A 13,440-nucleotide genomic window follows, 5' to 3' on the forward strand; every position below is an offset into this window, starting at 1 on the left:
ATGCTGTTAAAAATCATAAAACCCGCACAGTTGCCTCCAAAGGTAACTGTGCGGGTTTTACGGCAAAGAGCCCGAATCCGATAAGAAATAAAAGGCGAAACGAAAGCTATATTCGTTTCGCCTTTATTGAAAAACATTACACTGTATTATTCGACGACAATAACTTCATATTCCTCTAATTGCGGTAATACAAAACGGATTGAATCCCCATCTTGTTGAAAAGGGAGTAGATTAGACGTCCGTAAACTTCGGATTGTCGTTACCGGCTGGAGCATTTCATTCAAACGGATCGAGATGTTGTGCAAAGGTATCACTTTTTCGATGGGGCGTGTCATCGATCCTGTATAGTTGATCAGGTGCAGCATTAACCTCTGCGGCTGGCTCCGAAGCGATAGGTGAAGCGATTCAATTCCTTGATGCGACTCCAAAACGACGCGTTCTGGATGAAAAGACAGAAGAGCATTACGCATTAATTTACGGTACTCTGGAAGAGCGAAATTTTCATAGCCTTTGTCCACATTGCCTGTGAAATAAAGGGTTGAACCTTTTTCAAATCGATTCATGACCATAAAAGGATGTGACGTTATTGGCGGCAGATCACAGTATCGGGCTGGTTGTTTAGACCGATAGTGCATAATCGTCTGCGATCCAGGTTGAGGCTTTATTTTTACTGCCAGCATAGGGGCAGGAATTAGCGATTGATCTATGCCATTGAGATAAGATTCTTTATTTTCTTCGGTTTGTATATGATCATAAGGCAACTCTGTAATTTCATCGACTGTGGCAATCCCTAGTAGGTCTGCTAGTAGAGGATATTCCCGAACTTGGCCATATTCATCGTAGAAGGATGTATCAAAGGTGGCGATGAGGTTGCCTCCATTACGTACAAATCGCTTGATTTGCTCCGCCTGTTTTTCCGACATACAACTAATGCCGGGCAGAATGAGAGTGCGGTAACGGAAGATTGAATTGTCCGTAATGGAAGTCTCATCAACAATATCTATAAGAACTTGGCTGCGTGATAAAGCATCGAACCAGCCCATAAAGGAGCCACGTGCGTCCCCCTTTAGTTTTTCCCCTAAATGGTCCTGCAAAGAGGTGAAATCGGTTTCTTCAGCCGATGATTGATAGTAATTTGCTGTTTCATAGGACCAAAGCAAGGCGGTTTGCGCTTCGGAACGTGTGTCTGTGTAATATTCGACATTCTGTTCAAGAAACGAATTGATTTGCTTAACTGTTTGCATCTGAGTATCTCGATTATTGTCATTATAGACGCCATACCAAGTACTGGCTCCGTGCGCCACTGCCATAGCATGTACGATCCATGTTTCAGACGCTGATAAAAGATATCTTGACCAAGGTGCCAAACGACCGGCGATGGCAACACAGTAAGGCTTGCCTTGTGCCTGAGATTCCAGCAGCATGGCAGTTGCTGCGGGTTTCCAAATGGGCGTTTCACGCAGATTACCATGGAGGAAGCCACCTTCAGCGATCAGCAAGTCCTGATAAGGAATTGTCATACGGTTATCACGGCCGCAATATATGGTTGGTGTCAACTGAGGGCTGTTCATATAGATGATGGCATTAGGGTTGACTGAGGATAACGCTTCTTTCGAGTCTTTCATGAAGCGGGCAATGGAGGAACGCTTGAAGTCGAAAAAATCGCGGTGTTCAGCAGCACTCCTAATGGAAGAAAGGGAATAGTCGTATTGTTCTTGAAACAAAGCAGCACAGTACTCACAGAAGCAACCTTCCACCCGATAAACAGGACCGTCGAGAAAAATCCCTTTAATGTTATATTCGGCGATGGTCCGAATTGTACCGAACAGACTTTCTCGGTAGGGAGAATTAACGCAGTGATAGTTACCGGCTCCATAATAACTGGAGATAACGGATCCATCTCTTGATACTTGGATCCACTCGGGGTGTATCTCAGCTAGTGAAGGAGAAATCCAATGAACATTGACATATACAATAGGGTGTATTCCAATTGAATCATAGTTCTCGCCTATTTCCTTTAGAATGTTCCGGCCGGTTCGTACAGCAAATTCAGACGGATAGAAACAAATCCCAGCATCACCGAGGGTGACATCATGAACTTCAACGTGCTCTGCATTGAATCCTAACTCCTTACGGATTAGAAATTCTTCCTGATAATCAAGGGTTTCCATTAATTCTGGATTGGGTGGAATGAAATCGACAATTTTAAATGGTTTTTTAAACCAAGGTATGGCATTCATTAAACATTCTCCTTCGTTTCATTTTAATGATTTCTTGTTTTTTATATTACTCTCGGAACTTCATGTTTAACATGCATTACTTTCATGTATTTATATACTTTTTTGCATGCTAATTTAATAGGAGCTATAGGAATTTACGATTTAAATTCCCAAACGAAAAAAGCTCTTCGGCATACCGAAGAACCCATTGATTTTAATTCAACATCTTTCATTCGAGCATTTAAGGTGCTTCTAGAGAATTTTTCTGATGATTTCGATAATCGCTTGGCGTTTGACCACGAAGCTCACGAAAAACACGGGAAAAGCTGCGATAGGATTCGAAACCGGCCTCAGCTGCAATATCAGCAAGAGACATATTGGTGGAAACGAGCATACTAACCGCACTCTCCACGCGTAGCCCATGCAAATATTCGAGAAAGCTGCGTCCTAAGTGTTTTTTAAATGAACGACTCATATATGGCGTACTAACACGAAAATGGTGAGACAACCACTCCAACGTTAGTTTTTTTGAGTAATGGACATGCATATATTGCAAAACCTTCCAAAAATTCATTTTCTCGTCGGACTCATCTACTTGGAGCACATTTGGATAATTGGTATGTGAGGCGCGGACGAATAATAACATAGCTTCCGTCAATTTTGCTCGAATAAAGCTGTTTCTTCCAATACCAACGGTATTTAGATAATCATCGTGCAAAAGCTCAAATATATTGTGCATACGATCAGCCATAGGAGAAGAGAAATCGACGAAGGAAGGAATACTAGATCCGACGCGGAAAAGCAGGCTGGATAACTCCGATTCATAAGATGAGCCTAGCAGCATATTGATATCGAACATACAGCAGTATTTGATGATGGGCTTGTCTGAATCACTTTGAATCTCGTGAATGTGGTGTGGAAGTAGAAAGGAGCAAGTACCAGGCTGCAGGTGATGACGAATGCCATTGATGATTTCTGTACCGCTGCCTTCAATCACATAAGACAGTTCTACAAAATCATGATGATGGAGTGAGGTCTTCTTTAAGGTATGAATGGAAATGTGAAGGGGAAGCTCGCCCTTCTTCAATTTAATAATGGCCATCAAATCTTCATATTCTGGAAAAACGATCATACATTTGTTTCCTCCGGTTATAAAATGGCTAGTTTCATTCTTGTTTTGGCATGCTCGTTTTTAGGTCTCATTATATCATAAGTTCCAAAGAGCGCTAAAAACAACTCGAGAGGATGAAAAATATGAGTGGAAGCCAATTAGCCGTATTAGGTGGAACTAAGGCGGTTATAGCAGAATTAGGAAATATGTTTACTTGGCCAATAATTACACAGGAGGACGAGGAAGTTGCATTAGATGTGTTGCGCAAAGGAGCGATGTCAGGAACGGAAGTGACGCAGCAGTTCGAAGATGACTTTCGCCAATGGCTGGGCGTGGACTACGCGTTGGGCTTTAATAATGGAACGAGCGCTTTACTTGCAGCAATGTTTGGATGTGGAGTTGGCGTTGGGGATGAAGTGATTTGTCCGAGCGTTACCTTTTGGGCTTCATGTACTTCTGCCTATACGCTTGGAGCGACGGTTGTATTCGCGGATATTGACCCGATAACGTTGTGCATTGATCCTAAGGCCATTGAACGTTGTATTAGCGAACGAACTAAAGCGATCATTGTAGTCCATTATTTTGGTTATCCTGCGGATATGGATGAGATTATGGCTATTGCTCAGAAACATAATTTGAAGGTTATTGAAGATGTGTCTCATGCACATGGAGGGAAATATAAAGGACGGAATCTAGGTGCGATTGGACATGTTGGCGGAATGTCCCTGATGTCTGGGAAAGCTTTGGCTGTCGGTGAAGCAGGGATGCTTGTGAGCAATGATCGTGAAATCTATGAGCGTGCTATTGCTTTTGGTCATTATGAGCGTAATGACAACGAAATCCAAACGGCAAACCTGAAGCCATATATTGGACTCCCGTCAGGTGGATATAAATTCCGTATGCACCAGCTTAGCTCTGCAGTGGGTCGGGTTCAGCTGCGGCATTATGATGCGAGGCATGAGCAAATTAGCCTTGCGATGAATTATTTCTGGGATTTGCTTGAAGGTGTGCAGGGAATACGAGCGCACCGCCCAGACAAAGGTTCCGGCAGTTATATGGGTGGGTGGTATGCGGCACGCGGCCATTATAGGCCAGAGGAACTTGGCGGACTTTCAGTTACACGTTTTACTGAGGCCGTTCGTGCTGAGGGAGTTGGGGATTGTTATCCTGGTTGCAATATCCCTTTGCACAAACATCCATTGTTTACGGAAGCGGATGTGTACAACCACGGAAAACCTACACGAATTGCTAACAGCTCGCGAGATGTAAGGCAGCTGGATAGTGGCCTAACGGTGACGGATGCAATTTCCGAACGACTGTTTTCAGTACCTTGGTTCAAACATTATCGGAAGGATGAGATTGAGCAATATGCCAATGCCTTGCGTAAAGTGGCTTCAAACTATCAGGAACTACTAGTGTCTGATCAAGGAAATCCTCCTATTCTTGGTGGATGGAGCATGTTTGCCAAAAAGTAATTAAAAGGGGGGAGAGCTTGTAGTGGTTTCTACTAAATTAGGTAAAGCCAAAGTGGATATTACACCGCCATTTGCCATACCCTTAGCGGGATATGCCAGTCGAAAGATGGCATGTACAGGAACGTCCAGTCGGTTATCTCTGCGAGTGTGGTTATTCGTTCAAGAGGATGACTCCGGCAGACTATGCCAAAAACTTCTTGTGCAGGGAGACATCATTTGGTGGGGCTCCGAACGTATGGAAGAACTTTGCAAAAAGCTGAAAGCAAGATGGGGAATCGAACGGTCAGACATGTTATTTCACGCATCACATACCCATGGTGGACCACAGACCTCTAATCAATTTAGCCCCTTACTGGGGCAGTTTCGAAGTGAGTATGTGGATTTTCTCGAGATTAAAGTCGAAGAAGCAGTAGCGAAAGCACAAATGAATTTAGAGCCTGTAACCATCGAGCTAGGAATTGGCACCTGTGAGGGAATAAGCATCAATCGTCGATTACAATCAAACGGAGTTACTGTGATGGCACCAAATCCGGATGGAGTCAATGATCCTACAGTGACAGTTATTCGTTTTATGTCAGCTGATCTTCGAATCATAGGCATTTTATTTCACTTTACCTGTCATCCCACTACAACGGACGCAAATTTAATTACCTCAGATTATTGTGGGATGGCGATGGAAGCTTTGGATAAGGTATTGGGCGACGGGGTAAGTTGTTTTTTACAGGGCTTTTGCGGGGATATTCGTCCTGCTCTATATAAGGATAATAAATTTTATAGTGGAGACCATTACGACGTGGTAAGAAATGGAGAGGTTTTAGCAGAAACTGTATTAAACATTCTGGAGCAGCCGATGGAAACGTTAAAGCCAGCTAAGCTTGTAAGTTGGACGAAACAGGTTGAACTTCACTTTAAACATATTCTAAAGGATGACGAATTGATGCCGCACGAGGATGATGATGAGCTGACGGCTGGCTGGAAGCAGCAAATATTGGCCAAGCCGGCACAGCTTCGACAGAGTGTACCTCTGCATATGCAGCTTGTACAAATTGCCGAGAAGCTGGCCTTTCTAGCGATAGATGGCGAGATCGTGGTCGAGTATGGATTATGGGCAAAGTCGCTTTCTAATGGTACTGTGCTTCCAGTTGGCTACAGTAATGGAATGCTTGGCTATATTCCGACAGCTCAGCAAATTCTAGAAGGCGGGTATGAAAGCAAAGACTCGACAATGGTATTTGGCTATTCCTCTTCTTTTGCTTTGGAGGTTGAGTCCGTTATCCGTCGAGGCATCGAAGAGCTTATTGATCAAATGCAGCATAATGAAAGGAGTGAACAGTTAGGGTAAGGAATATAGATTCACTGACAAAAAAAGTACGTATTGAAAAGGAAACCAAAACATGCAGAGAACATTGAAGCTTGGAATGATCAGATTAGATAATAAATATACGAAAGGGAAGTGATGAATTGGCTTTTATTGATTGTCATTTTTACTCGGAGTCGTTGAAAATTTCTACATCTATGTATGTAATCCTTCCCCAATCTACCCATTCGCAAATTGGTTTGGTCAATCGTGCTGGGGGAACGAAGCATCCGACGCTGTATTTGCTGCATGGGCTTTCAGACGACCATACCATTTGGATGCGCCGCACCTCTATTGAAAGATATGCAGCGCTATTAGGAATAGCTGTCGTCATGCCCGCTGTAAATCGCAGTTACTACGCGAATATGGCTAACGGATATAATTATTGGAGTTTCATCAGTGAGGAGTTGTCCGCATTAGCTCGCTCGTTTTTTCCATTGTCAGATCAAAAGGAAGATAATTTTGTCGCGGGCTTGTCCATGGGAGGATATGGGGCATTTAAATTAGCATTGAATTTTCCTAATAAATTCGCTGCTGCTGCCAGTTTGTCTGGTCCTATGGATGTCAGCGACAATCAGATTAACGGTCTAGGCGAGGAATTCCAACAAGTGTTTGGCGATCGCTCGACTATTCATGGCAGCACCAATGATTTGTTCCATCTTGCAGATAAAGTGAGTCAAACGAATATAGCTGCCCCGCTGCTCTATCAATACTGTGGCACGGAGGACTATACCTATGAATCCAATAAACGTTTTCGGGATCATTGCAGCAAGCTTGGATTGGATTTGACTTATGAAGAAGAGCCCGGCACACATGAATGGGGTTATTGGGATCGTAAAATCCAAACAGTATTGGAATGGTTGCCGTTGCGTCAGGAGAAATTAAGAAACTGAATCTCGAGCTCCTTTTTTCATTATGATATGTTGTTGAAAGATAGTCGCGCAGAAATATCTCCTGCCCGACTATTTTTTTTGTTTTACTTGCTTAGTCAATCTAGGTCCAATAAATGGATGATTAACAATATCTTAACAACGGCTTTATATACTATTTGATACAATAACTCTGTTGCAACGGGCACAAATTTATATACCAATAGGAGTTGTCGAAACATTGTTTATTAAAAAAGCTAGCAAGTTATTTTCTATTGTTTCACTAGTTATTGTATTACTCAGTCAGAGCATTCCTCTCCCCACTGCTTTTGCAGCCGCGGATGACAAGGTTTTTGACATTGTTCAGATTCCAGATTTTCATGGAACGTTGGTTAACGGAGAGAATCAGCCTGTTGCAGCGGTATTGGCTCGTAATATTGAAGAAATAAGAAGTCAGAACCCGGATCGCACGCTAGTTCTTGGAGGCGGAGATAATTATCAGGATAAGAATCTCTACGATTTGATACATGGATTGACTGTCATGAAGGTTTTCAATGCCATGGGCATGGAAGCATCGACGGTGGGCAATCATGAGTTTGACTGGGGACTTGATTCGGTCACCAAAGATGTGTACAGCAGCAACAAGTTCCCTTTACTTGCGGCTAATCTCTTTTATAAAAATAACGATCAACGAGTGCTTGATGCCTATAAAATATTTGAAAAAGACGGTGTCAAAATTGCGGTTATTGGCTCTGTGACGCGAGATACACAATATGCCCTGCCTGGGACGGTTGATGCTTATGTTTTCAAGGATATTGCAGTTGAAGTAAACAAAGCAGCAGTTGCAGCGAGAGCTCAGGGCGCTCAAATTGTTGTGGCAAATATTCACGAGGAGAATGATGATGACACAAAAGGTCCGATATTTGACATTACCAAGCAGCTGGAAGGTGTAGATGCTGTATTGGGGGCTCATGGTCACAGAGATCTAAAAACGGTAGTTAACGGTATTCCATTGATTATCGGCAGAGCACGTGGCGAAGATTTCGTACATATGAAGATTTCTTTGTCATCAGATAATAAGCTTTCTTTTGATTATAATCAAATCGCAATAGATACGGACAGTGTGGTTTTTCCATTTGGTTTTAGGGCGGATCATCCCGTTGTTAACCAGGCCGTACAGGATATAGTTGAGGAATCAATCGTACAATATCCGGTATTGAAAGATAAAAGCTTGCTTAATCTTGGTAATATAGAGATGAACGAAGTAACAGGAAATCTGGTACTTCCAGTTACAGGAGCAAATGGGACTACGATCAGCTGGGAATCTAGCAACCCTGCAGTTATTGTAACGAACGGTACCGTACATCGCCCTGCGGCCGGCTTAGGGAATGCAGTAGTTACGTTGACAGCCACCATTACAAAGGATGGTAAAAAGGATACAAAACAATTTACGGTTACTGTATTAGACTATTCTACTCCGAGGAAAGTGAATGTGGCTAAGAAAGCAATCGTGACCGCATCTTCTGAATACAACTCGGATTATCCAGTTAAAAACGTGAAAGATGGCAAGCCCATTGTAATGGATCAATATGAATGGGCTTCCAAAGGTGAAACGAAACCATGGATAAAATTAGAATGGCCGGAAGCGGTTAAGATCACTAAAATTAATGTGTATGATAGACCCAACATAAATGATAATGCGAATGGCGGCTTAATTACTTTCAGCGACGGCAGTACTATGGAAGTGTCTAATATCGATCCAGGAGGCAAGCCAACGACGTTTACCTTTCCCGCGAAAACGATAACCTCCCTGAAGTTTGAAATTAGTGGTGGTACAGGGAGTAACGTGGGGCTCGCAGAATTGGAGGTTTTCGGTAACGAGGCTGCTGTTAGCGGCAAACCGCAAACGGATGGTGCAAGATGGGTAAGCGGAGAATTTCATGCGCACACTTACTTATCAGATGATGCACAGGAAAGTCTCGCAAGTGTATTGGAAAATGCTTTTGATATCTACGATCTGGATTGGCTTGCAACCGCCGATCACATGAGATCATCTCACCGAGATGATGAGGGGAAAGAATTAAATAAAACGATCCCGCGTTCACAGTCCATCAATGATTATGCAATTCCAAAGATGAACCAATCGAAAGAATTGTATAAGGATAAGATCATGTTCCCAGGATTTGAATGGGATATTCCGGGCCACGAGCACGGATCTGTGGGGATTGTAACAGAAGACAAAGATGTAGTGGGTAAATTTGAACAAATGTTTGGTGATCAGGTCGTTGAGAAATATAAAGAGTTGGCCAAAACAAACCAAACGCACGAGGATGCAATAAACGGGATCAAATGGCTTAAAAATAACTATCCTGATACCAGTTATTTTCTTGTTAATCATCCTTCAAGAAAGCTGAAATATACCATAAAGGATTTCCGCGATTTTAACAATGCGGCTCCAGAAGTTAGTTTTGGTTTTGAAGGCATGTTGGGGAACCAGATGGAGGGCACCCGAGGTGGTTATGATCATAATGGAGATGTTCAAGGTAGATCCTATGGCGGCGTAGACTACAAGCTAGCGAAGGTTGGCGGATTTTGGGATGCTATGTTAGGAGAAGGCCGGAAATTCTGGGTTTTTGGGAATTCTGATTTCCATTTTCCTAATGGCAGTGGATACTGGCCTGGCGAATACGCTAAGAACCACACATGGGTAAAAGGTCGCGATATGAAGGACATCGTGAATGGCATGCGTTCAGGAAAATCATTTTCTGTGTTTGGAGACTTGATGAACGAGCTCGACTTTACTATTACAAACGGTGCTAGTAAGGAAGAAATGGGTGGAGAACTTCTTGTGAAAAATGGGGATAGCCCTAAGCTCACCATTCGTTTCAAAAGCCCTGACAAGAACAACAATGGAGATCCTGTAAAGGTTGATCATATTGACCTTATAGCGGGCGGTGTCACCGGCAAGCTTGTACCCGGGACAGCGGACTACGAAAATAAAGATACCAATGATACAACAAAAGTGATTCATACTTTCACGAGCAAAGACTGGAAGGTCGAAGACGGATGGAACGTAATGACCTATGATCTTGGTCAGGTAAATGCAAATCAATATTTCAGGTTGCGGGCGACGAATCTTGCTCCGAACGTGGAGAATGAAACAGATAAAGACGGAAATCCGCTATTTGATATTGCTCTTGCAGAAGATACACCTGCTGCAAAAAGTGCGCGGAATTATAAAGATTTATGGATGTATTCGAATCCGATCTTTGTAAGTGTTGCGAAGGATATACCTAGATGGATGGTAGGAGAGTTCCACAACCATTCGTCATTATCGGATGACGCAAATAATTCGCTCACAGATTTAATACATAATGCGTTTGATAAGTATAACCTTGATTGGGTTGCAACTGCTGATCATATGAGACTATCTCATCGAGATGATGAGGCTAAAGAAATAGGAAAACAAATTCCGCGTTCTCAGTCAATCAACGATTACGCCATACCTAAATTAAATAAATTAAGTACACAGTATAAAGATAAAATCATGTTTCCGGGATTCGAGTGGGATGTCCCATCACACGAGCATGCATCGGTGGGAATTATTACAGATGATACAGAAGCCGTAAGCAAATTCGAACATATGTTTACCCTGCAAGACATTGAGAAGTGGACGAATGCAGGTCTGCCTAAGGTAAATAAAACACATGAGGATGCAGTAAAAGGGATCGAATGGCTTAAGGAAAATTATGCGGATACCAGTTATTTTCTGATCAATCACCCCTCAAGGAAGCTGAAGTATTCCATATCAGATTTCCGCGATTTTAACAATGCGGCGCCGAATATAAGCTTTGGATTTGAAGGCATGCTGGGTAACCAGATGGAGGGCGGCAGAGGTGGTTATAGTTCTACAGCGGATCCTCAAGCTAGATCATATGGCGGTGTAGATTATAAGCTTGCGCAGGTTGGCGGATTTTGGGATGCTTTGTTAGGAGAGGGCAGGAAATTTTGGGTTTTCGGAAACTCTGATTTTCATGCTCCTGATTACTGGCCAGGCGAATACTTAAAGAACTATACATGGGTAAAGGGTAGCGATATGAAAGCCGTCGTGGATGGCATGCGGTCAGGTAAATCGTTTTCCGTATTTGGAGATCTAATGAACGCGCTCGACTTTCATATAACAAATGGGGATAACAAGAAAGAAATGGGTGAAGAGCTTCAGGTTAAACAAGGGGACAATGCTAAAATCACAATCCGCTTCAAAAGCCCTGAAAAGAATAATAATGGAGATGTTGTAAAAGTCCATCATATTGATCTTATCGCCGGAGAAGTGACCGGTAAGATTGAATCTGGAACAGCAGATTATAACAAAGACACCAATGGTACAACAAAAGTAATCCACACCTTCAATAGTAATGACTGGAAGGTCGAAGACGGATGGAACGTCATGACCTATGATCTTGGTAAGGTAAGTAAAAACCAATATTTCAGGCTGCGGGCGACTAATCTTGCTCCGAGCGTGGAGAATGAAACAGATGAATACGGAAATCCAATCTTTGACGTTGCTCTTGTAGATAATTCATATGAATCTAAGAGTGCGCGGAATTATAAAGATTTATGGATGTATTCGAATCCGATATTTGTAAATGTAGCGGAGGATGTTAATGTCACGGGCGTTACGCTCGATCAGAATAAAGTGACAATGAGTGTCTCAGGTTCCGTGTACGCTCTAGTTGCAACCGTTAACCCGGACAATGCTACGAATAAGGCAGTAACATGGAATTCGAGTAATCCAGCGGTAGCGACAGTGGACAGCAATGGTGTAGTGACGCCTGTAGGAGCAGGAACGGCCATGATTACCGTGATTACAGCGGAAGGCGGCTTTAAGGCAACATGCGAAGTGACTGTGAATACATTGAATGTTGCAGTAACCGGCGTTAAGCTGAATGTCAATGAACTGACGATGAGTGTGTCGGGTTCCGTGTATGGTCTAGTAGCAACTGTTAATCCTACTGATGCGACGAACAAAACGGTAACATGGCGTTCGAGCGATACAGCGGTAGCAAAAGTGGACAGCAATGGCGTTGTGACACCAGTAGGAGCAGGAACGGCCACGATTACCGTGAAAACAGCAGATGGCGGTTTTACAGCAATTTGTACGGTAACAGTGAATAGTAGTAACCCTGATGATGGCCAAAGCACGGCTCCAAATGACAACACACCTAAAAAAGAAGTCAACCCAATAAGCGAAAAACCTGAAGTGCTAGTCGTAAAAGCGAGCGATATTTCGGGACATATCGGGAATGGGGTCGCCACAGTCACCGTTAGCGGTGATGTCAAGGAAATTGAGCTTCCTTCTAACACAGCGGAACTGCTTGCTCACAATCAACTTAAGCTTGAGATGGGCAAAGTTACATTAAATATACCGTCTGAATTAATTCAGCAGTTGGCAATTAAGGTATCTGCTGATGAATTGAAGGAAAGTAAAATTGTACTGAAGAAAGAGGCGTTATCCAATTTAGAAGGGCGCGAAATTATCGCAAAAGGTTTGGCTCCCAATCAAGTACAGATTAGAATATCGGGTGAAGTGTACGAACTTAGCTTGCATATTGTTACAAAGGAAGGGAAAATTTTTGAATTGTCGAAGTTTGACAAAGCCATTACGATTCATTTGAAATCCGATCCTTCTATGAACCAGTCATTATCCGCAATCTACTATATTGCCGATGATGGAAAGCTTGAATTTATCGGTGGAAAAAATAGGAATGGGGAAATGGTTGCAGAGGTATATCACTTCAGTAAATATGCAATCCTCGAACTCAAGAGAACGTTTACCGACGTTCTATCAACTCATTGGGCTGCGGACACGATTCAAATATTAACGTCCCAGCATATTGTTGAGGGGATTAGCGAAATGAATTTCGAGCCTGAACGGTCCGTTACTCGTGCTGAATTCGTAGCGATGATTGTCAGATCCCTTAACCTCAAAACGAAGGGTGAGCAAAAGTTTTCAGATGTTGCTTCCAATGCATGGTATGCAGATTCGGTTGCTTTGGCTGTAAAATCGGGGATTGTCGCAGGAAAGAGCGACACGATTTTCGAACCAAACGCCCGCATCACACGTCAAGAGATGGTAGCAATGATGATGCGCGCTTATGCAAGCATCAATGGAACGAAACCAGTAGGGAATACAAGCTCTTCATTTAATGACGAATCTACAGTAGCTCCTTGGGCATTGGAATTTGTCAGAGCGGCGGCGAAACTTGGTTTAATCCAAGGACGCGCATCGGGTCAATTTATTCCTGACGGAATGACGACACGAGCAGAAGCAGCCCAAGTCATTCGCAATTTGTTGCAAAAATAAAAGTATATCGCCGCTCATGTGAATTAGATCGTTCACACGAGCGGC

The 13,440-nt window shown here is 42.9% G+C and carries 6 protein-coding genes; 4 read left to right on the forward strand and 2 right to left on the reverse strand.

Annotated elements, in window-relative coordinates:
* Positions 1–146 precede the first annotated feature (146 nt).
* Together GC102_RS06115 and GC102_RS06120 are read right to left on the reverse strand one after the other, a co-directional pair.
* Positions 147–2,240 (reverse strand): beta-galactosidase trimerization domain-containing protein, encoded by a 2,094-nt coding sequence (locus GC102_RS06115; RefSeq protein ID WP_171688665.1) that lies wholly within the window; start codon positions 2,238–2,240, stop codon positions 147–149.
* Positions 2,241–2,460: 220 nt separating this feature from the next.
* Entirely contained in the window at positions 2,461–3,351 is an 891-nt protein-coding gene (locus GC102_RS06120) for an AraC family transcriptional regulator (RefSeq protein ID WP_171688666.1), read from the reverse strand.
* 122 nt (positions 3,352–3,473) lie between these two features.
* On the opposite strand from GC102_RS06120, the gene GC102_RS06125 reads away from it, so the two are divergent.
* The 4 genes from GC102_RS06125 to GC102_RS39030 all read left to right on the forward strand — a co-directional run bounded on the left by GC102_RS06125 (position 3,474) and on the right by GC102_RS39030 (position 13,395).
* Positions 3,474–4,805, forward strand: a complete 1,332-nt coding sequence (locus GC102_RS06125) for a DegT/DnrJ/EryC1/StrS family aminotransferase (RefSeq protein ID WP_171688667.1) — start codon at positions 3,474–3,476, stop codon at positions 4,803–4,805.
* 22 nt (positions 4,806–4,827) lie between these two features.
* The gene (locus GC102_RS06130) at positions 4,828–6,147 is read left to right on the forward strand and encodes a neutral/alkaline non-lysosomal ceramidase N-terminal domain-containing protein (protein WP_171688668.1); all 1,320 of its coding nucleotides are present in this window, start codon (positions 4,828–4,830) and stop codon (positions 6,145–6,147) included.
* A gap of 119 nt (positions 6,148–6,266) precedes the next feature.
* Entirely contained in the window at positions 6,267–7,055 is a 789-nt protein-coding gene (locus tag GC102_RS06135; protein ID WP_171688669.1) for an alpha/beta hydrolase, read from the forward strand.
* Positions 7,056–7,272: 217 nt separating this feature from the next.
* On the forward strand, positions 7,273–13,395 hold the full coding sequence (locus tag GC102_RS39030; RefSeq protein ID WP_216627956.1) for an S-layer homology domain-containing protein: 6,123 nt from the start codon (positions 7,273–7,275) through the stop codon (positions 13,393–13,395).
* Positions 13,396–13,440: the final 45 nt, after the last annotated feature.

It is taken from the genome of Paenibacillus germinis, assembly GCF_013141785.1.
GTDB classification, from domain to species: Bacteria; Bacillota; Bacilli; order Paenibacillales; family NBRC-103111; genus Paenibacillus_E; species Paenibacillus_E phytorum.